We start from the raw sequence: 20,189 nt of genomic DNA, 5'->3' as shown, positions 1-20,189 counted from the left end.
GGCGCCGGCCCTGTTCGGTGCGCCGGCCCTGTTCGGTGCGCCGGCCCTGTTCGGTGCGCCGGCCCTGTTCGGTGCGCCGGCCCTGTTCGGTGCGCCGGCCCTGTTCGGTGCGCCCGCCCTGTTCGGTGCGCCCGCCCTATCCGGCGCGCCCGGCCTGCTCGTACTGGCGCGCCAGCCCGTCGAGCAGTGCGGTGAGCCCTGTCTCGAAGGCCCGCTCGTCGATCTTCTCCTGCTGGTCGGCGAGGAGATGGGCCTGCCCGAGGTGGGGATAGTCGGCGGGGTCGTAGGCGGTGGCGTCGTCCACGAAGCCGCCGGCGAAGGAGCCGAGCGCCGAGCCCATGATGAAGTACCGCATCAGCGCGCCGATCGACGTGGCCTGCGCGGGCGGCCAGCCGGCGGCGACCATCGCGCCGTAGACGGCGTCCGCGAGCCGCAGCGCGGCGGGCCGGCGGCCGGGGCCGCGCGCGAGGACCGGGACGATGTTCGGGTGGTCGCGCAGGGCGGCGCGGTAGGAGACGGCCCAGTCGTGCAGCGCGGTCCGCCAGTCCCGGTCGTCCTCGAAGACCGACAGGTCGACCTGGGCGCTCACCGAGTCGGCGACCGCCTCCAGGATCTCGTCCTTGGTCCGGAAGTGGTTGTACAGCGAGGGCCCGCTCACCCCGAGTTCCGCCGCGAGCCGGCGGGTGGAGACGGCCGCCAGACCCTCCGCGTCCACCAGCTCACGCGCGGTCGCCACGATCCGGTCGGTGCTGAGCAGGGGCTTGCGCGGTCGGGCCATGGCGCACATAGTAGGGCTGCGCACGGAAACTAGCAGTGCTAATTTAAAGGTACGGCTTTCAAGGTGCGGACTCCTTTCGGATTGGGTGGGGTGACTCGGCGTGAACCTGGAGCTCAGCGAGGAGCAGACGGCCGTACGGCAGCTCGCCCGGGACTTCGTGCGGCGCGAGATCGCCCCCCATGTCGTCGCCTGGGACCGCGCCGAGGAGGTGGACCGGTCGATCGTGAAGAAGCTCGGCGAGGTCGGCTTCCTCGGGCTCACCGTCCCCGAGGAGTACGGCGGCAGCGGCGGCGACCACCTCGCGTACTGCCTGGTCACCGAGGAACTCGGGCGCGGCGACTCCTCGGTGCGCGGGATCGTGTCGGTCTCGCTCGGCCTGGTCGCCAAGACCGTCGCCGCGTGGGGCACCGAGGAGCAGAAGCGGCGCTGGCTGCCCGGCCTCACCTCCGGCGCGTACGTCGGCTGCTTCGGCCTCACCGAGCCGGGCACCGGATCGGACGCCGGCAACCTCGCCACCCGCGCGGTCCGCGACGGCGACACGTACGTCATCAGCGGCACCAAGACCTTCATCACCAACGGCACCTGGGCCGACGTGGTGCTGCTCTTCGCCCGATCCACCGACGCCCCGGGCCACAAGGGCGTCTCCGCCTTCCTGGTGCCCACCGACACCCCCGGCCTGACCCGCCGCACCATCCACGGCAAGCTCGGCCTGCGCGGCCAGGCCACCGCCGAACTCGTCCTCGACGGCGTGCGGGTCCCCGCCACCGCCATGCTCGCGCCCGAGGGCAAGGGCTTCTCGGTCGCCATGTCGGCCCTGGCCAAGGGCCGGATGTCGGTGGCGGCGGGCTGCGTGGGCATCGCCCAGGCGGCGCTGGACGCGGCCGTGCGGTACGCGGGCGAACGTGAGCAGTTCGGCAAACCCATCGCCCAGCACCAGCTCGTCCAGGAACTGATCAGCGACATCGCCGTGGACGTCGACGCGGCCCGGCTGCTGACCTGGCGGGTGGCCGACCTGATCGACCGCGGCCTGCCGTTCGCCACCGAGTCCTCCAAGGCCAAGCTCTTCGCCTCCGAGGCCGCCGTCCGCGCCGCCAACAACGCCCTCCAGGTGTTCGGCGGCTACGGCTACATCGACGAGTACCCGGCGGGCAAGCTGCTGCGCGACGCCCGCGTCATGACTCTCTACGAGGGCACCAGCCAGATCCAGAAGCTGGTCATCGGCCGGGCGCTCACGGGCGTCTCGGCGTTCTGAGTACCTCAGCGCGCCGCCGCCGCGGGGTCTGAGTATCCGGGCGGATGCGGCGCGTGCAGGCTCCGGCCGATCCTTGCCCCATGAGTGAGACATCGGGCAAGCCGCAGAACACCGCCGCCTTCTACGGCCAGGCGGTCGCCTCCTTCGCCGTCGCCATGGGCGCGACCGCCATCGGCATCTTCAAGCTGCACGCGGACGCCTGGGTCCGGGCCTTCCTCGCGATCGCCGTCCTGTACCTGGTCACCTCGGCCTTCACCCTGGCCAAGGTCATCCGTGACCGGCAGGACGCGGCCGCGCGCACGTACAGCCCCTTCGAGAAGCTCTGACCGGGCCGTTGGGGAACCACCACTAAGCGCTCGCTCAGCTTCGGCGGTATGGTGTACCCCGTGCCGGTGAGAGGGGCGAACGAGCGATGAGTACGGCGGAGCAGACGGTCGGCGGAGAGCCGCAGCCGTGGGGCGAGGTCACGCCCGACGCGGCCCGGCGGCTGCTGGTCGCCGCGGTGGAGGCGTTCGCCGAGCGGGGCTACCACGCCACGACGACCCGCGACATCGCGGGCCGCGCCGGCATGAGCCCCGCCGCGCTCTACATCCACTACAAGACCAAGGAAGAGCTGCTCCACCGCATCAGCAGGATCGGCCACGAGAAGGCGCTGGAGATCCTGCGGACCGCGGCCGAGGGCGAGGGCGGCGCCACCGAGCGGCTCGCGGACGCCGTGAGCTCCTTCGTCCGCTGGCACGCCGGCGGGCGCACCACCGCGCGGGTCGTGCAGTACGAACTCGACTCCCTCGGCCCCGACGCCCGCGCGGAGATCCTCGCACTGCGCCGCCAGGTCGACGCCCAGGTGCGCGGCATCATCGAGGACGGCGTGGCGACGGGCGAGTTCGACGTGCCCGACGTCCGCGGGACCACCCTCGCCGTGCTGTCCCTGTGCATCGACGTGGCCCGCTGGTTCAACGTCGACGGCTCCTGGACACCGGACGAGATCGGCGACCTCTACGCCGACCTCGTCCTGCGGATGGTGGGGGCGAAGTAGCCCACGGGCGGCACGGGGGTGCGCGCCACCGGGCACCGCACTAGAGGTAGTAGCGGGACACCGACTCCGCCACGCACACCGGCTTGTCGCCGCCCTCGCGCTCCACGCTGAAGGCGACGGTCACCTGGATGCCGCCGGGCACGTCGTCCACGCCGGTGATGGCGGCGGTGGCGCGCAGCCGGGAGCCGACCGGCACGGGGGAGGGGAAACGGACCTTGTTGGTGCCGTAGTTGACGCCCATCCTCACGCCCTCGACCTTGATCAGCTGCGGCCCGAAGAGGGGCAGCAGCGACAGGGTCAGGTAGCCGTGCGCGATGGTCGTCCCGAAGGGGCCGGCGGCCGCCTTCTCCGGGTCCACGTGGATCCACTGGTGGTCGCCGGTCGCCTCCGCGAACAGGTCGATCCGCTTCTGGTCGACCTCCAGCCAGTCGGTGTGCCCCAACTGCTCGCCCACCGCCGCCTTCAGCTCGTCGGCGGACGTGAAGATCCTCGGCTCTGCCATGTCCCTGGCCTTCCGGTCGCATGTCGCGTCGGCGCGACACCAAATGTCTAAGCGACTGCTTAGCATGGTCGGGCGGGAGGCCCCTGTCAACGGATCGGGGGTGTGGCGCGGTCGGTAGGGTTCGAGGGGTGCCCCAGATTCCCGAGAAGATCCACGAGCTGACGGTCGGCCAACTCAGCGCCCGCAGCGGCGCCGCGGTCTCCGCCCTGCACTTCTACGAGGCCAAGGGGCTGATCAGCAGCCGCCGCACCACCGGCAACCAGCGCCGCTACTCCCGCGACGCGCTGCGCCGGGTCGCCTTCGTACGGGCCGCGCAGCGCGTGGGCATCCCGCTGGCCACGATCCGCGAGGCGCTCGCCGAACTGCCCGAGGAGCGCACCCCGACCCGCGAGGACTGGGCCCGCCTCTCGGCGGCCTGGCGGTCCGAACTGGACGAGCGGATCACGCAGTTGAACCGCCTGCGCGACCACCTCACCGACTGCATCGGCTGCGGCTGCCTGTCCATGGACACCTGTGTCCTGTCCAACCCGGACGACATCTTCGGTGACCGGCTCACCGGCTCCCGGCTGCTGGTCGAACGACGCGGCCCCCGCCCCCGCGGCGGCTCCGACGGGGAACCCGAAGGCGCCGCGCCCAACGGCCGGGACCCCGACGGCCGCGCACCCGACGGTCGCGCACCCGCGGGCCGCGCACTTGGCGGCCGGGCGTCCGAGGGTCGGGCGTCCGACGGCCGCGCACCCGACGGCCGCGCACCCCACGGCCGCTCACCCCACGGCCGCGCACCCCACGGCCGCTCACCCCACGGCCGCGCACCCGGCGGCCGCCCACTCGGCGACGGTGCACCCCAGGGACGCGCACCCGACGAGTACGCCCCGCGCGACTGCTGACCCGCGGATCCGGCGGGCGGGCCGGGTCGGGTCGGGTCGGCGGAACGGGCGACGCGTTCCACGGCGTCCGGGAGGAACAGGGGTGCGGCATCCCCGGCGCACCCCCGTCGCGCTAGGCCGACACCAACAGCCTCCCGCGCCTGGCGTCCGCCAGGGCCTCGGGCGTGAGCACGGGCCGCGGTACGAGAATTCCGCAGGCCGTGCAGACCGGACCGGTCGATGGTTCATGGTCCAGTTCGTACTTCCAGACGAGCCGCTCACCGCCGCACACCGGGCACTCCGCGCCCGGGTCCCGCTCCAGGGCGGAGGTCAGGCGGCGCAGCACCTCCCCGAGCGGTTCACGCGGGTGGACCCGCGGGTCGTCGCACCACGCGACCCCGAACCCGCCCCAGGTCAGCCGGTGCCAGTCGTCCACACTGCCCGGCCGGCGCAGCCCGTCGTGCTTCTCCTTCTTGCGCCGCTCGGCGAACTCGACCTCGTAGCCCAGCCACACCGACCGCGCTTCCTCCAGCTCGTCCAGTGCGGCCACGAGCCGCGCTGGATCGGCGGAGCGGTCCTCGGGGCCGAACCCCGCCCGGGAGCACAAATGGTCCCAGGTCGCCCTGTGCCCGTAAGGCGCGAACCGTTCAAGGCACTTGCGCAGTGAGTAGCGCCGCAGCGCCAGATCGCTGCGCGGATCTCGCACCTGTCTCGCCAGACTCCGGAAACCGGCCATCGCCCTGCACCTCCGTCACACCTGCACCTGTACTTCGGTCACTTCGGTGTCGTCGTACGGACTTCGCCGAATAGACGTATCGACAAGCGATTTGGCTCCATCCGTTTTCCGATGCCCTCCATAAGCCTTCGTACCGACTCCAAAAAGTGACGCATGTTCATCTTCACTCGCGGGGATACCGGCGGTAACGTCCAGCCCCACCCCCCGTCGGTAGGAGCACCCATGCCACGGCGTACCCCAGGCAGCACCCTTCTCGACAGACTGAGAACTCCCCACGGACTCCCCGGGTTCCTGAAGTCCGCAGCCATATGCGTCCTGATTGCCGGTCTTTTGTCTCCGCTTTCCCAGGCGGCGGCCGCGGCCGAGACGACAGCCGCCAACGACTACTGCGGCGGACAGTGCTCCGACATCCTGCCGCCCGGCGAGAACGGCAACGCCACCCTCGCGCAGGTCCTGCTCAACCAGGCCTTCGGCACCCAGCCCGCCCACGCCGACGACCAGCTCGGCCCCTACGCCAACCTGGCCAAGGGCTACTCCACGCTCACCGACGCGAAGATCAACACCTTCTTCAACGACGCCTCCTTCGGGGTCCCGTCCGATCAGGTCGCCTCCTCCGAGAAGCCGGGCGGCCGCGGTGACGTCACGATCGTCCGCGACAAGAAGACGGGCGTGCCGCACATCACCGGTACCACCAGATACGGCACGGAGTTCGGTGCCGGGTATGCCGCGGCTGAGGACCGGCTGTGGCTCATGGACGTGTTCCGTCACGTCGGGCGCGGCCAGGTGACCTCCTTCGCGGGCGGCGCCCCCTCCAACCAGGGGCTGGAGCAGGAGTTCTGGCGCAACGCGCCCTACACCGAGGCCGACCTCCAGGCGCAGATCGACAGCGCGGTCGCCGCGGCCGGCACCCGCGGCCAGCAGGCCCTCGCCGACGTCAACGCCTACGTGGCCGGCATCAACTCCTACATCGACGCCTCCGACAGCGGCCGGTACTTCCCCGGCGAGTACGTGCTGACCGGGCACAAGGACTCCATCACCAACGCCGGCACGATCGACCACTTCAAGACCACCGACCTGGTCGCGCTGGCCTCCGTCATCGGCTCGCTCTTCGGGTCCGGCGGCGGCGGCGAGGTCAACAACGCGCTGTCCCTGCTCGCCGCCCAGGCCAAGTACGGCGTGAGCGAGGGCACCCGGGTCTGGGAGTCCTTCCGCGAGCGCAACGACCCCGAGGCCGCCCTCACCGTCCACAACGGCGAGAGCTTCCCGTACGCCACCAAGCCCGACTCCCCGCAGGGCGAGGCGCTGCCCGACGCGGGGTCCGTCACCCAGGAGCCACTGGTCTACGACCGGACGGGCAGCGCTGCCGGCGCGAGCGCGACCGGCACGTCCAGCGCGGCGGCCACCACCGCCGTCACCTCGGCCCGGCGCGGGATGTCCAACGCCCTGGTGGTCAGCGGGAAGGCCACGGCGAGCGGGCACCCCATCGCCGTCTTCGGCCCGCAGACCGGCTACTTCGCGCCGCAGCTGCTCATGCTCCAGGAGATCCAGGGCCCGGGCCTGAGCGCCCGAGGCGCCTCCTTCGCGGGGCTGAGCATGTACGTCGAACTCGGCCGCGGCCAGGACTACGCGTGGAGCGCCACGACATCCGGCCAGGACATCATCGACTCGTACGCCGTCGAGCTGTGCCAGGACGACAACCACTACCTGTACCACGGCACCTGCACGGCCATGGAGCAGGTCCAGCAGAAGAACGCCTGGAAGCCCACCACGGCCGACGGCACCGCGGCCGGCTCGTACACCATGAAGGTGTGGCGCACGAAGTACGGTCCGGTCGAGTACCGCGCGACCGTCGGCGGCAAGAAGGTCGCCTACACCACTCTGCGCTCCTCCTATCTGCACGAGGCCGACTCGATCATCGGCTTCCAGATGCTCAACGACCCGGACTACGTGAAGAGCCCGCAGACCTTCCAGTCGGCGGTGCAGCACATCAACTACACCTTCAACTGGTTCTACGCCGACTCCACACACACCGCGTACTACAACAGCGGCGACAACCCGGTGCGGGCGAGCGGTGTCGACGCCGAGTTCCCGGTGTGGGCGCAGGCGGCCTACGAGTGGCGGAACTGGGACCCGGCGACCAACACCGCCGACTACACACCGGCGTCCGCCCACCCCAACTCCGTCGACCAGGACTACTACATCTCCTGGAACAACAAGCAGGCCAAGGACTACACGACCGCCTCCTGGGGCGACGGGTCCGTGCACCGCGGCGACCTGCTGGAGGACCGGGTCAAGAAGCTGGCCGCCGCCGGCGGGGTCACCAGGGCCTCACTGGCCAAGGCCATGGCGGACGCGGCCCTGGCCGACCTGCGGGCCGAGGACGTGCTGCCGAACCTCCTCAAGGTGGTCAACAGCTCCACGGTGACGGACTCCACCGCGGCGGCGGCCGTCGCCAAACTGTCGGCGTGGGTGTCGGCGGGCGCCAAGCGCACGGAGACGTCGGCCGGTTCCAAGACCTACGCCGACGCCGACGCCGTACGGCTGCTGGACGCGTGGTGGCCGCTACTGGTGAAGGCCGAGTTCGAACCGGGCCTCGGCAGCGACCTGTACACCGCCTTCGGCACCAACCTGCCCGTCGACGAGACACCGTCGGCGGCCCACGGCCCGACCGGCGCGCACGCCGGAAGCTCCTTCCAGTACGGCTGGTGGAGCTATGTCGACAAGGACATCCGGTCCGTGCTCGGCGAGACGGTCCAGGGGCCGCTGGCCCAGAAGTACTGCGGCGGCGGCAGTCTCACCGCCTGCCGTGACCTGCTCATCAGCTCCCTGAAGGAGGCCGCGGGCAAGACCGCCGCCCAGGTCTACCCCGGCGACGCCCTGTGCTCGGCGGGCGACCAGTGGTGTGCCGACTCGATCGTCCAGCGGACGCTCGGCGGCATCAAGCACGGCAACATCAGCTGGCAGAACCGGCCCACCTTCCAGCAGGTCGTGGAGTTCACCTCGCACCGGTGACGGGCGGGAGGTGACCGGTGACGTTCACCGGTCGCCGGTGGCGGCGGGCCCGATGCGGCCCGCCGCCACCACCACCCGCGCCAGCTCCGGGTGCACGATGTCGCTGTGCGCCCCGGACGGGGCCCCGCCCCGGCACACCACGGCGGCCGCGTCGATGTTCACGCACCCCGAGGTGGGCAGCGTGGTGCGCAGCGCGTCGGCGAGCGTCCACGCGCGCGTGCCCGGCACCGCCTGCACGCCGTCGTGCCCCATCGCACCCCATCTGGCACCCAGCACCCGGCCGAGGCCGAAGCCCGCGACGCCCTGCGCGTCGTCCGCCATCCGCGAGGCGAGCGGATAGATCGTGCCGAGAGCCGAGTCGAAGTGGGAGTAACAGCACACCAGGGGCCCGTCGATGCGGTGCTGCAGCCCTTGGAGCACCCCTCCCGCGCGCGGGTCGTGCGGCAGCCGGGCGGCGAACGCGTAGTGCGAGAAGGCCCCTTGGAGCAGCGTCACCGACTTCACGGTGCGCACCCCCTCCGGCAGCCCGCGCAGCGCGAACGACACCAGCCTGCCGCCGAAGCTGTGCCCCACCAGGTGCACCCGCACCTGCGGTGCCACCGCCGCGAGCCGGCCGACGAACGGCCCGAGTCCGCGCTCGCCGACGGTTCCCGCGCGCCGCTTCATCGCGTAGTACGTGGCCTGCCGCAGCAGTTCGTGGGCGCCCTCCCACGGGTCGGGCAACGCGAAGGAGGGCGCGCCACCGTCGGGGCCGTCGTCCGCGGGGCGATCGAGCCGGACCAGCGCCTCGGCGAACTGCTCGCAGGCCGCCGTCGTGGACCCGGAGAACATCTCCGGCTCGCCCTGCGGCACGCCCTCGGCCAGGGTGTCCGCCGCGAACAGCGCCTGCGGCCCGGGCGGTACGACGTCGACGAGCATCCGCACCAGCCGGCCGAACTCCTCCAGCCCTTCCTCGCCGGGCGGCCGCTGCTCCAGCAGCCGGTCGATCCGGTCGATCACGGTCGCCCGGCCCGGGAAGGTGTCCAGCAGCGCCTGCCGGGTGTCCTTGTCGAGCGCCGGCCGCCGGGTCGTCGCGGCGGCCACGGAGCGCGGGAAGTCGGGGATCGGCTCGTCCGAGAACCGCATCGACGGCCACACCACCCCCGCGTACCCGAGCCGGGCCGTCGGCGCGAGGCCGGGGAAGGGCGCGAGGAAGCGGCTGTAGAGCCGGGTGGCGCCGGTGCGGTCGCTGTTCCAGCCGTGCGCGAACACGACGAGGTCGCGCACACCGCGCTCCCCGGCCCCGGCGAGCAGCCGGTCACGCTGCGCCGCGTCCGGGTCCCCGTCCGCGTCGAAGGTCAGCTCCCAGTAGGGAGTCACACTCATCGCCGGTTCCGTCATGGCTCATCCCCTCGTCCCCGCAGTGGTGCGATGTGGGCGCATCGTCCTGCTACGGGGCGAGGTTGGCCATACGTCATGACTCATCCGGACGAGTCAGCCATAAAGGAGATACTCCCGGCGCACTGTCCGGAAGGCCGCAAGCTCCGTCCGCCAGCCCGCCGCCACCTCGTCGGCGTCCGCGCCGGCGTCGATCGCGGTGCGCACCCACGTCGAGCCGGTCAGCTTGTCGATCCAGTCGTCGGAGCGCCAGGCGAAGCCGCTCCACACCTTCTTCGCGGTGACGAGGAGGGTGATCGCGGTGTGCACGGGGTCGAAGGCCGCCCGGTCGTGCACATGGATCTGCACGCCTCCGACGGTCGTGCCCTGGAACTTCGAGAACGTCGGCGCGAAGTACGCCTCCCGGAAGCGCACCCCGGGCAGCGCGAGCTCGTTCGCCGCTGCCGCCCAGCGCCCGTCGATCCCGTCCGCGCCCAGCAGCTCGAACGGCCGGGTCGTCCCGCGCCCCTCCGACAGGTTCGTCCCCTCGAAGAGGCAGGTCCCCGAGTACACCAGCGCGGTGTCGGGCGTCGGCATGTTGGGGCTCGGCGGCACCCAGGGCAGCCCCTGCGTGTCGTAGAACTCCGACCGCCGCCATCCGGTCGTCGTCACGGTGTCGAGCTGCACCGGCGTGGCCAGGAACTCCCCGTTGAACAGCCGCGCCAGCTCGGCGACGGTCATCCCGTGGGCCTGCGCGATCGGCTGCCGTCCGACGAAACTGGCGAACTCCCTGTGCAGCACCGGTCCCAGGGCGGCCCGCCCGGTCACCGGGTTCGGCCGGTCCAGGACCACGAACCGCTTGCCGGCCAGCTGGGCCGCCTCCATGCAGTCGTACAGCGTCCAGATGTACGTGTAGAAGCGGGCGCCCACGTCCTGGATGTCGAAGACGACCGTGTCCACGCCGGACGCGGTGAACACCTCGGCCAGCGGCCGGCCGCTCTTCAGGTACGTGTCGTACACGGGCAGCCCGGTCGCGGGGTCGTCGTGGCGGCCCTCGGAGCCGCCCGCCTGGGCGGTGCCGCGGAAGCCGTGCTCGGGCCCGAACACGGCGACCAGGTTCACCCGTTCGTCGGCGTGCATGACGTCGACGATGTGGCGCGCGTCCCGGGTGACGCCCGTCGGGTTGGTGACGACGCCGACCCGCTGTCCGTCGAGCCGGTCGTAGCCGGCCGCGGCGAGCCGTTCGAAGCCGGTGCGGTGCCGCCCGCGGTGACCGGCCGCGGCCGCCGGGGGAGCGGGTGCCACTGCCGCGGCCGTCGCCGATGCGAGCAGACCTCGTCTTGACAGGCCCATGGGGTGACCTCCGTAGGGGGTGGACGGTGTGGGGGCGGCCGCCGGTGTCCGCGCGGTTTCCCGCGCCCTTCAGGGTGCTGCAATCACCCTTCCCCTCACACATACCGACCGGTTAGTCTGGCGCGGTAGAGCAGTGTCGCGCCGAAGGAGACCGATGGTGGGAGCCGTGCAGGATGCCGGAGTGGTCGTCACCGGAGCGGGAGGCGGCATAGGGGCCGCACTGGCCCGCCGCTTCGCGGCCGGCGGGGCCCGGGTCGTCGTCAACGACCTGGACGCCGGCCGGGCACGGGCGGTCGCCGAGGAGATCGGCGGCACCGCGGTCCCGGGCGACGCCTCCGCGATCGTCGCCGACGCCCGCGACGCGCTCGGCGGCACGATCGACGTCTACTGCGCCAACGCGGGCGTCGCGTTCGGCGGCCCGGACGTCGCCGACCTCGCCGACGAGGGGGCCTGGGCGGCCTCCTGGGACGTCAACGTGATGGCACACGTCCGCGCGGCCCACGCCCTGCTCCCCGCCTGGCTGGAGCGCGGCAGCGGCCGCTTCGTGTCCACCGTGTCCGCGGCCGGACTGCTCACCATGATCGGCGCCGCGCCCTACAGCGTCACCAAGCACGGCGCCTACGCCTTCGCCGAGTGGCTGTCGCTGACCTACCGTCACCGCGGCCTCAAGGTGCACGCCATCTGCCCGCAGGGCGTGCGCACCGACATGCTGGCCGCCACCGGCAGCGCCGGCGACCTGGTCCTCCAGCCGACCGCGATTCCCCCGGAGGAGGTGGCGGACGCCCTCTTCCAGGGCATCGAGGAGGACCGCTTCCTGATCCTGCCGCACCCCGAGGTCGCCGCGTACTACCGGGCCAGGGCCGCCGGACCGGACCGCTGGCTGACCGGCATGAACCAGCTCCAGCAGAAGTGGGAGGCGGGCCAGTGACCGACTCCCCGTACGCCGCCCGCCCCTGGGTGGACCTCCTCAACGACGCCCAGCGCGCCCCGGTCCACCCCGCCGCGTCCCTCGTGCACGCCCTGCGCCGGTCCGTCGCCGAGGCCCCCGACCGTGCCTGCCTCGCCTACTTCGACGGCCGCCTGAGCTACCGCGAGGTCGACGAGCTCAGCGACTCCGTCGCCGGTCACCTCGCCGCCCGCGGACTGGAGCGCGGCGACCGGGTGGCCGTCCTGCTGCAGAACTCCCCGCACTTCGTGCTCGCCGTCCTCGGCGCCTGGAAGGCCGGCGCGACCGTCGTCCCGGTCAACCCCATGTACAAGTCGGCGGAGGTCGCCCACGTCCTGCGGGATGGCGAGGTGGCCGGGCTGATCTGCTCCGACCGGGCGTGGGAGTCGTATCTGCGCGAGACGGCGGCCGACTCGCCCCTACGGATCGTGCTGACCGGCTGCGAGCTGGACTTCCAGACCCGCGGCGACGCGCGCGTGCTCACCTTCGAGCGGCTGCCGCAGGCCGACGACGCCGACGACCTGACGGCCGTCGCCCGGGCCGGCCACAAGGCGCCCGAGGGCCGCGACGCCGAGCCCCTGGACCTCGCGCTGATCAGCTACACCTCGGGGACCAGCGGCAAGCCCAAGGGCGCCACCAACACCCACGGCAACATCATGTACAACGCCGAACGGCAGCGGACCGGTCTCGCCCTGCCCGACGGGCCCGTGTACTACGCGCTTGCGCCCCTGTTCCACATCACCGGCATGGTCTGCCAGTTCGGGGCCTGTCTGAACAGCGCCGGCACGCTCGTGCTGACCTACCGCTTCGAACCGGGCGTGGTCCTCGACGCGTTCGCCGAGCACCGGCCGCACTACACGGTCGGCCCCTCGACCGCCTTCATGGCGCTGGCCGCCCAGCCGGCCGCCACCCCGGACCACTTCTCCTCCTTCGTCAACATCTCCTCCGGCGGCGCGCCGGTGCCGCCCGCCCTGGTGGAGAAGTTCCGGGCGGGCTTCGGGCCGTACATCAGGAACGGCTACGGCCTGACCGAGTGCACCGCCCCCTGCGCCTCCGTGCCGCCCGGCCTGGAGGCGCCCGTCGACCCCGCCTCGGGGACGCTCGCCGTCGGCCTGCCGGGACCGGAGACGGTCGTACGGATCGTCGACGAGCAGGGCGCGGAGGTGCCCTTCGGCGAGCAGGGCGAGATCCTCGTCCGCGGACCGCAGGTCGTGCCCGGTTACTGGCGGCGCCCCGAGGCGACCGCCGAGGCCTTCCCGGACGGCGAACTGCGCACCGGCGACATCGGGTTCATGGACCCGCAGGGCTGGCTGTACGTCGTCGACCGCAAGAAGGACATGATCAACGCCTCCGGCTTCAAGGTGTGGCCGCGCGAGGTGGAGGACGTGCTCTACACCCACCCGGCGGTGCGGGAGGCGGCCGTCGTCGGCGTGCCCGACGGGTACCGCGGGGAGACCGTGAAGGCGTACATCAGCCTGCGGCCGGGCGCCGACACGGACCCGGACGCGCTCGCCGCGTACTGCAAGGAGAGACTGGCCGCCTACAAGTATCCGCGTCAGGTGGAGATCCTGCCCGACCTGCCGAAGACGGCGAGTGGGAAGATCCTCCGGCGGGAACTCCGTTCCCGCCCGCGGAACGACCGGTAGACCGACGCGGGAAAAGCAGCAGAAAGCCCGGAAGGCAGGTGGCGGCACAGTGCCCAGGACGACGGACGGTGACGGTACGCCCGTCCCGCAGCGGCTGCTCGCCGCCGCCACACGGCTCTTCGCGGAGCGGGGCTACGACCGGACCTCCGTGCAGGAGATCGTGGAGGCGGCCGGCGTCACCAAGGGGGCGCTGTACCACTACTTCGGCTCCAAGGACGACCTCCTGCACGAGGTCTACGCGCGCGTGCTGCGCGTCCAGCAGGAGCGGCTCGACGCCTTCGCGGACGCCGACGAGCCGATCGAGAGGCGGCTGCGGGGCGCGGCCGCCGACGTGGTGGTCACCACCATCGACAACCTCGACGACGCCTCGATCTTCTTCCGCTCGATGCACCACCTGAGCCCCGAGAAGAACAAGCAGGTGCGCGCGGAGCGCCGGCGCTACCACGAACGCTTCCGCGCGCTGGTCGAGGAGGGCCAGCAGGCGGGCGTCTTCACCAAGGAGATCCCGGCCGACCTGGTCGTGGACTACCACTTCGGCTCGGTCCACCACCTGTCGACCTGGTACCGCCCCGACGGCCCGCTCACCCCGCAGGAGGTCGCCGACCACCTGGCCGACCTGCTGCTGCGGGCGCTGCGGCCGTAGTTGTCGCACCTGTTGTACGAGCACGGGTAAGGGGCGACCGCCCAGGCGGTCGCCCCTTACCCGTGTGTCACAGGTACTTCTTCAGCTCCCGCCGCGCCAGCGACCGCTGATGGACCTCGTCCGGCCCGTCCGCGATCATCAGCGTGCGGGCGCCCGCGTACAGCTCGGCCAGCGGGAAGTCCTGGCTCACACCGCCCGCGCCGTGCAGCTGGATAGCCCGGTCGATGATGCCGACGACCGTCCGCGGGGTGGCGATCTTGATGGCCTGGATCTCCGAGTGGGCACCCCGGTTGCCCACGGTGTCCATCATCCAGGCCGTCTTGAGCACCAGCAGGCGCAGCTGCTCGACGGCCACCCGCGCGTCGGCGATCCAGTTGTGCACCACGCCCTGCTGGGCCAGCGCCTTGCCGAAGGCGTCGCGGGACACCGCCCGCCTGCACATCAGCTCGATCGCCCGCTCCGCCATGCCGATCAGCCGCATGCAGTGGTGGATGCGGCCCGGGCCGAGGCGGGCCTGGGCGATGGCGAAGCCGCCGCCCTCCTCACCGATCAGGTTCGCGGCCGGTACGCGCGCGTGGTCGAAGACGACCTCGGCGTGACCGCCGTGGTAGTGGTCCTCGTAGCCGAAGACCTGCATCGCCCGCTCCACCGTGACGCCCGGGGTGTCGCGCGGGACCAGGATCATCGACTGCTGGCGGCGGATGTCGGAGCCGTCCGGGTCCGTCTTGCCCATCACGATGAAGATCTTGCAGTCGGGGTTCATCGCGCCGGAGATGTACCACTTGCGGCCGGTGACGAGGTACTCGTCGGCGCCGTCGGGGTCCCGCTCGATGTGCGTGGTGATGTTGGTGGCGTCCGAGGACGCCACCTCCGGCTCGGTCATCGCGAACGCGGAGCGGATCTCACCGGCGAGCAGCGGCTCCAGCCACTGCTTCTTCTGCCGTTCGTCGCCGAACTGCGACAGCACCTCCATGTTGCCGGTGTCCGGCGCCGCGCAGTTGGTCGCGGTGGGCGCCAGCTGCGGGGAGCGGCCGGTGATCTCGGCGAGCGGGGCGTACTGGAGGTTGGTGAGACCGGCGCCGTACTCGGTGTCGGGCAGGAACAGGTTCCACAGGCCCTGCCTGCGGGCCTCCGCCTTGAGGTCCTCGACCACGGCCGGGGTGTCCCACGGGGAGGCGAGCCGCTCCCGCTGCTCGTGCGCCACCTGCTCGGCCGGATAGACGTACTCGTCCATGAAGGCGAGGAGCTTTGCGCGCAGCTCTTCGGTGCGTGCGTCGAACGCGAAGTCCATGACGATCAGTCCTCCCGGGGACCTTCGTGAAGCGTGGTCAGGCCGTGCTCGATGAAGACGGGGACCAGGTCGCCGATGCGGTCGAAGCCCGGCCCGACCGTCTGGCCCAGCGTGTAGCGGTAGTGGATGCCCTCCAGGATCACGGCGAGCTTGAACCAGGCGAACGCCGTGTACCAGGACACCGCGGAGACGTCACGCCCCGAGCGGGCGGCGTACCGTTCGATCAGCTCCGCGGGGCTCGGGTGTCCGGCGGCCTCCGCGGTGGTCGAGACGGGCGAGTCGGAGGTGCCCAGCGGCATGCTGTACATCACCAGCAGCCCCAGGTCGGTGAGCGGGTCGCCGAGGGTCGACATCTCCCAGTCGAGGATCGCCCTGATCCGGTCGTCGTCGCCGATCAGGACGTTGTCGAGCCGGTAGTCGCCGTGTACGACGGCCGGCGCGGGGGAGCGGGGCAGCTCCCGGCCGAGCGCCGCGTGCAGTTCGTCGATGCCGGCCAGCTCACGGTTGCGGGAGGCGTCCAGCTGCTTGCCCCAGCGCCGCAGCTGCCGGTCCAGGAAGCCCTCGGGGCGGCCGAAGTCGGCGAGACCGACCTCGGCGGGGTCCACCGCGTGCAGCTCGACGAGGGTGTCCACCAGGGACAGCACCGCGCCCCGGGTGCGTTCGGCGCCCAGCGGGGCGAGCTGGTCGGCGGTGCGGTACGGCGTCCCCTCCACGAACTCCATGACGTAGAAGGGGGCCCCGAGCACCTCCTCGTCCTCGCACAGCAGCACCGGGCGCGGTACGGGCACGCTCGTCGGGTGCAGCGCGCTGATCACCCGGTGCTCGCGCCGCATGTCGTGCGCGGTGGCCAGGACGTGGCCGAGCGGCGGCCGCCGTACGACCCACTTCGAGGTGCCGTCGGAGACCGCGTAGGTGAGGTTCGACCGTCCGCCCTCGATCAGCCGGCCGGTCAGCGGGCCGTGCACCAGGCCGGGCCGCTCGCCGTCGAGCAGGCGGCGCAGCCGGTCCAGATCGAGTCCGGGCGGGTGATCGGGGCTCATGGTTCTCCTTACGTGTGCGGGACCTCAGCCGCGTGGACCGTCCACGCGTGCGTGCACGGGGCCACGTCCGCGTGAACGGGACACGACCAATGATGCCGACCGGTCGGTATGTCGTCCAGAGGGGAGACGGAACGTGATCGGAGCCACGATAGGCCGACGGCGCCCCGCGCGGAGCGGCGGGGAGCTGTCGGCATGGCGCGCCGGCGGGCTCCGGTCGGCTCAGTGGTCGTCCCGGTGACCTTGACGGCCTCGGACGGGCGGCCACGCGAACGGCGCATATCGGGGCATCCGGCTTGCGCGGCGTCCGTGTACCCCGGAGGGTCGGTGGCATGAAGGGCATCAGTTACACGCGGTACGGCGGACCTGAGGTGCTGGAGTACGGGGAGGTGCGCGACCCGAAGGTCGGGCCCGACAACGTGCTGGTGAAGGTCCGGGCGGCCTCCGTCAACCCGGTCGACTGGAAGTGCCGCGAGGGATATCTCGACGGGCTCCTGGACGCCGTCTTCCCCGTGATCCCCGGCTGGGACGTCTCGGGGGTCGTCGTGCAGCCCGGAGCGGCCGTGTCGGAGTTCGCCGTCGGGGACGAGGTCATCGGCTACGTGCGCGAGGACTTCCTGTGCCGCGGCACCTTCGCCGAGTACGTCTCCGCGCCGGTACGCACCCTCGCGCGCAAGCCGCGCAACTTCTCCTTCGAAGAGGCCGCCGGTCTGCCGCTGGTGGGGCTCACCGCCCACCAGGTGCTGCACAAGGTGCTCCATGTCAGGAGGGGCGACACGGTGCTCGTGCACGCGGCTGCCGGCGGGGTTGGCTCGATCGCCGTCCAGCTGGCCCGCCACGTCGGCGCCCGGGTGATCGGCACGGCGAGCGAGGCCAACCACGACTTCGTGCGCCGGCTGGGCGGTGAGCCGGTGACGTACGGCGAGGGTCTGGCCGAACGGGTGCGGGGACTGGCGCCCGAGGGGGTGGACGCGGCCTTCGACACCATCGGCGGCGAGACGCTGAAGGTCTCCGCCAACCTGCTGGCGCCCGAGGGCCGCCTGGCGTCGATCGCCGACCCCGAGGTCGTCGACTACGGCGGCCGCTACCACTTCGTACGCCCTGACGCCGAGGACCTGCTGCGGCTGACCGAGCTGGCGGAGTCCGGCGTGATCGCGGTGCACGTGTCCGACACCTTCCCCCTGGAACGGGCGGCGGAGGCCCACCGACTCAGCCAGGAGGGCCACACCAACGGAAAAATCGTGGTCTCGGTCACATGGGAGGCAGAACCGCAGCCGCAGCAGACGCCGTGAAGGGTCGCAGTGAGGGCGCGCCCGACAGGGGCGCGGGGAACCGCGCGACCAGCCACAACGGCGCCGCACACGACCGACGACACATCGCACCGCGCACATCGCACCGCGCACATCGCACCCCGCGCAACACACCCGCCCCCGCCCGGCACGGCTAAAGCACCAGCGCCCCCCCGCACACCGCCAGCGCCACCGTCAGCAGGGCCGCCGCCGTGGCGTGCCGCGGCGAGATCGACCCCGGGACGGCCGTGCCGCTCAGGACCCGGATGCGGTGGTGGGCGACGAGCAGGAAGGCCAGCCACAGCGCGCAGCACAGGGCGCACACGGCCAGCGAAACCGGAGAGGGCCCGCCGCGCAGGGCCGACTTCACGGCGAGCAGCGCGGCGACGGTGCCGGACAGGGTCGTACGCCGCCACGCCAGCCGGGTGCGTTCCGGCTGGAGGCCGGGGTCCCGGAGGGCCTCCGCGGCTTCGCTCACCCCTCCCACCCGAGGAACACGACGACGACCATGGCGACGGCCACCACCGCGACCACCAGGCTCAGCAGCGCCGGGAAGCGCGACACCGGAAGGTCCTCGCCCCGGCGCATCGCCTGCTCGCACCGCACCCAGTGGTTGACCGCGCGCAGTGAGCACAGCACGCCCGCCCCGAGCAGCGCGAGCGCGAGCCCCACCCGCCAGCCCCAGCGCAGGTCCGGCAGGAACTGGTCCACGGCGAAGCCGCCGCCGATCAGCGCCAGCGCCGTGCGCAGCCAGGCCAGGAAGGTGCGTTCGTTCGCCAGCGAGAACCGGTAGTCGGGCGTACCGCCCTCACGGCGGACCTCCTGGGGTGCGAACCAGAGCCGGGCGTTCCGTACGAATTCGATCACTCGGTGACCCTATCGAGCCGTTTTCCGCCCGTGGCGTGTGCCAAGGGTGCGGTACGCCACCCCGGCCACCGCCGCGCTCAGCCCCGCGCCCTGAACTCCGTCAGCCGCTCGTACGCCGCCAGGCCGTCCGGCACCCACTCCCACTCCGTGAGGCGGCCGCGCACCTCGTCCTCGGTGAGGAAGTCGTGCCAGGCCACCTCCTCGGTCTGGGGGTCGACCGGCAGGTCGCAGCGGACCTCGTACACCGCCGACCACCAGGTGCGGCCGGCCCCGTCGTCGTAGAGGAACTTGAAGAGGAAGGCGGGGCGGGGCAGGCCCGTGACGCCCAGTTCCTCCTCGGCCTCGCGCAGCGCGGCGTCGTCGTAGGACTCGCCGGCGCCCACCACGCCCCCGACGAACATGTCGTGAAGGGAGGGGAAGACCAGTTTGGTGGGGGTGCGGCGGTGCACGAAGAGGCGGCCCCGTGCGTCCCGGGCCTGGATGAAGACGCAGCGGTGGCGCAGGCCGCGCGCGTAGGCCTCGCCGCGCGGGGAGCGGCCGGTCACCCGGTCGTGCTCGTCGACGATGTCGAGGATCTCGTCAGCAGCGCTCATGCCCTCATCCAAGCAGGCCCCGCCGCGGCCGGGTCAGCGCGGCTGGAGGTCGCGGCGCGGGGACGGCACCGCGACGCCCCTGGGCATCGCGGGGTGCAGTCCCAGCAGGACGATGCCCGAGACCACCGCCGCGAGCCCGGCCGCCTCCCAGGCCAACGCGCCGGTGTCGGTGTGCAGCCGGTCGCCGAGGAAGCCCACGCCGCAGACGATGCCGGCCAGCGGCTGGGCCGCGGTGAGCGCGGGCAGGGACATGCGCAGGGAGGCCGTCTCGAAGGCGCTCTGGACCAGCAGCAGCCCGGTGACGCCGAGCGCGAGGACGGCGTACGGCTGCCAGCCGGTCAGCAGTTCCGCCATGCCGCCCTCGGAGAACCGCTGCCCGCTGACCCGGGTCAGCGCGTCCTGCAGCCCGTAGAGCAGGCCCGCGGCCAGGGCCAGCAGGAGCGGGCCGGAGCTGAGCCGGGAGCGTTTCGCGTACGTGGTGAGCAGCAGGGCGAGTCCGACCATGACGCCGATGATCAGCCAGTGGCGCAGCGGGTCGGTGACGGCGCTGCCGCCGCGCGGCTGGCCCGCGACGATGAACGCGGTGACGCCGCCCGCGAGCAGTGCGAGGCCGGCCCAGCCCTGGCGGCCCAGCGGCTGTCTGGTCTGCCGGCGGGAGAGGGCGAGCGCGAAGAGGAGGTTGGTCGCCAGCAGCGGTTCCACGAGGGACACCTCGCCCTGGCCCAGCGCGATCGCGCCGAGCACCATGCCGGCCACCATCAGCCCTGTGCCGCCCAGCCAGCGCGGGACCTTCACCAGGTCCAGGAGCAGGCGGGGGGAGAGGAAGTCGCTCAGTGGTGCCTGCTGGGCCGCGTTCTGCTGGAGCACGAACCCGAAGCCAAGGCAGCAGGCGGCGCTCACGGCGAGAATCAGAACCAGTAGGGACACGCTTCGTACCTCGATCGTCCGGCCGGGTTACGGGTGCGGTGGGGCCGACTGTAGCGTCC

At 72.2% G+C, this 20,189-nt stretch carries 19 protein-coding genes and 1 pseudogene; 9 read left to right on the top strand and 11 right to left on the bottom strand.

What is annotated here, in order from left to right; genetic code table 11:
• Positions 1–136: 136 nt before the first annotated feature.
• Positions 137–778, bottom strand: a complete 642-nt coding sequence (locus tag ABZT03_RS22180) for a TetR/AcrR family transcriptional regulator (RefSeq protein WP_356041816.1) — start codon at positions 776–778, stop codon at positions 137–139.
• A 100-nt stretch (positions 779–878) separates the two neighbouring features.
• On the opposite strand from ABZT03_RS22180, the gene ABZT03_RS22175 reads away from it, so the two are divergent.
• From ABZT03_RS22175 to ABZT03_RS22165, 3 genes are all read left to right on the top strand, one after another.
• The gene (locus ABZT03_RS22175) at positions 879–2,030 is read left to right on the top strand and encodes an acyl-CoA dehydrogenase family protein (protein WP_356041814.1); all 1,152 of its coding nucleotides are present in this window, start codon (positions 879–881) and stop codon (positions 2,028–2,030) included.
• An 80-nt stretch (positions 2,031–2,110) separates the two neighbouring features.
• Positions 2,111–2,356: a YiaA/YiaB family inner membrane protein gene (locus ABZT03_RS22170; RefSeq protein WP_356041812.1), complete on the top strand. Its 246-nt coding sequence runs from the start codon at positions 2,111–2,113 to the stop codon at positions 2,354–2,356.
• 86 nt (positions 2,357–2,442) lie between these two features.
• The gene (locus tag ABZT03_RS22165; protein ID WP_356041810.1) at positions 2,443–3,066 is read left to right on the top strand and encodes a TetR/AcrR family transcriptional regulator; all 624 of its coding nucleotides are present in this window, start codon (positions 2,443–2,445) and stop codon (positions 3,064–3,066) included.
• Positions 3,067–3,106: 40 nt separating this feature from the next.
• On the opposite strand, the gene ABZT03_RS22160 is transcribed toward ABZT03_RS22165, so the two are convergent.
• Positions 3,107–3,568 carry a MaoC family dehydratase gene (locus ABZT03_RS22160; protein WP_356041808.1) on the bottom strand — a complete coding sequence of 154 codons (462 nt, stop codon included), beginning with the start codon at positions 3,566–3,568 and terminating at the stop codon, positions 3,107–3,109.
• Between the two features lie 128 nt (positions 3,569–3,696).
• On the opposite strand from ABZT03_RS22160, the pseudogene soxR reads away from it, so the two are divergent.
• A pseudogene (gene soxR / locus ABZT03_RS22155) lies at positions 3,697–4,149 on the top strand (redox-sensitive transcriptional activator SoxR); the annotation flags it as partial.
• 418 nt (positions 4,150–4,567) lie between these two features.
• On the opposite strand, the gene ABZT03_RS22150 reads toward soxR, so the two are convergent.
• Entirely contained in the window at positions 4,568–5,170 is a 603-nt protein-coding gene (locus ABZT03_RS22150) for a hypothetical protein (RefSeq protein WP_356041806.1), read from the bottom strand.
• A gap of 222 nt (positions 5,171–5,392) precedes the next feature.
• Here ABZT03_RS22150 and ABZT03_RS22145 point away from each other — a divergent pair, with 222 nt between their 5' ends.
• On the top strand, positions 5,393–8,182 hold the full coding sequence (locus ABZT03_RS22145) for a penicillin acylase family protein (RefSeq protein WP_356041804.1): 2,790 nt from the start codon (positions 5,393–5,395) through the stop codon (positions 8,180–8,182).
• Positions 8,183–8,206: 24 nt separating this feature from the next.
• Here ABZT03_RS22145 and ABZT03_RS22140 read toward each other — a convergent pair whose 3' ends face one another.
• Together ABZT03_RS22140 and ABZT03_RS22135 are read right to left on the bottom strand one after the other, a co-directional pair.
• Positions 8,207–9,562, bottom strand: a complete 1,356-nt coding sequence (locus ABZT03_RS22140) for a serine-threonine protein kinase (protein ID WP_356041803.1) — start codon at positions 9,560–9,562, stop codon at positions 8,207–8,209.
• Between the two features lie 93 nt (positions 9,563–9,655).
• On the bottom strand, positions 9,656–10,891 hold the full coding sequence (locus ABZT03_RS22135) for a DUF1343 domain-containing protein (RefSeq protein ID WP_356041801.1): 1,236 nt from the start codon (positions 10,889–10,891) through the stop codon (positions 9,656–9,658).
• Between the two features lie 154 nt (positions 10,892–11,045).
• Here ABZT03_RS22135 and ABZT03_RS22130 point away from each other — a divergent pair, with 154 nt between their 5' ends.
• The 3 genes from ABZT03_RS22130 to ABZT03_RS22120 are packed head-to-tail and all read left to right on the top strand — an operon-like array spanning position 11,046 to position 14,126.
• Positions 11,046–11,819, top strand: a complete 774-nt coding sequence (locus ABZT03_RS22130) for an SDR family oxidoreductase (RefSeq protein WP_356041800.1) — start codon at positions 11,046–11,048, stop codon at positions 11,817–11,819.
• The gene (locus ABZT03_RS22125; RefSeq protein ID WP_356041798.1) at positions 11,816–13,483 is read left to right on the top strand and encodes an AMP-binding protein; all 1,668 of its coding nucleotides are present in this window, start codon (positions 11,816–11,818) and stop codon (positions 13,481–13,483) included. Before ABZT03_RS22130 ends, ABZT03_RS22125 begins: the two co-directional genes overlap by 4 nt.
• Before the next feature lie 49 nt (positions 13,484–13,532).
• Positions 13,533–14,126 (top strand): TetR/AcrR family transcriptional regulator, encoded by a 594-nt coding sequence (locus ABZT03_RS22120; RefSeq protein ID WP_356041796.1) that lies wholly within the window; start codon positions 13,533–13,535, stop codon positions 14,124–14,126.
• A gap of 67 nt (positions 14,127–14,193) precedes the next feature.
• On the opposite strand, the gene ABZT03_RS22115 is transcribed toward ABZT03_RS22120, so the two are convergent.
• Positions 14,194–15,417 carry an acyl-CoA dehydrogenase family protein gene (locus ABZT03_RS22115; protein ID WP_356041794.1) on the bottom strand — a complete coding sequence of 408 codons (1,224 nt, stop codon included), beginning with the start codon at positions 15,415–15,417 and terminating at the stop codon, positions 14,194–14,196.
• Positions 15,418–15,422: 5 nt separating this feature from the next.
• Positions 15,423–16,457 carry a phosphotransferase family protein gene (locus ABZT03_RS22110; RefSeq protein ID WP_356041793.1) on the bottom strand — a complete coding sequence of 345 codons (1,035 nt, stop codon included), beginning with the start codon at positions 16,455–16,457 and terminating at the stop codon, positions 15,423–15,425.
• A gap of 329 nt (positions 16,458–16,786) precedes the next feature.
• Between ABZT03_RS22110 and ABZT03_RS22105 the strand changes: the two genes are divergently transcribed.
• Positions 16,787–17,746, top strand: a complete 960-nt coding sequence (locus ABZT03_RS22105) for an NADP-dependent oxidoreductase (RefSeq protein WP_356041791.1) — start codon at positions 16,787–16,789, stop codon at positions 17,744–17,746.
• Positions 17,747–17,897: 151 nt separating this feature from the next.
• Here ABZT03_RS22105 and ABZT03_RS22100 read toward each other — a convergent pair whose 3' ends face one another.
• The 4 genes from ABZT03_RS22100 to ABZT03_RS22085 form a co-directional block, all read right to left on the bottom strand.
• Positions 17,898–18,221, bottom strand: coding sequence for a DUF202 domain-containing protein (locus ABZT03_RS22100; RefSeq protein ID WP_356041789.1), 324 nt, complete (start codon positions 18,219–18,221; stop codon positions 17,898–17,900).
• Entirely contained in the window at positions 18,218–18,610 is a 393-nt protein-coding gene (locus ABZT03_RS22095) for a DUF202 domain-containing protein (protein WP_356041788.1), read from the bottom strand. Before ABZT03_RS22095 ends, ABZT03_RS22100 begins: the two co-directional genes overlap by 4 nt.
• A 77-nt stretch (positions 18,611–18,687) precedes the next feature.
• The gene (locus tag ABZT03_RS22090; protein ID WP_356041786.1) at positions 18,688–19,203 is read right to left on the bottom strand and encodes an NUDIX domain-containing protein; all 516 of its coding nucleotides are present in this window, start codon (positions 19,201–19,203) and stop codon (positions 18,688–18,690) included.
• Between the two features lie 33 nt (positions 19,204–19,236).
• Entirely contained in the window at positions 19,237–20,130 is an 894-nt protein-coding gene (locus ABZT03_RS22085; RefSeq protein ID WP_356041785.1) for a DMT family transporter, read from the bottom strand.
• Between the last annotated feature and the right edge of the window lie 59 nt (positions 20,131–20,189).

Source organism: Streptomyces sp. NPDC005574 (assembly GCF_040605435.1).
Lineage (GTDB): Bacteria > Actinomycetota > Actinomycetes > Streptomycetales > Streptomycetaceae > Streptomyces.
This window is presented reverse-complemented; position numbering and strand designations above follow the sequence as displayed.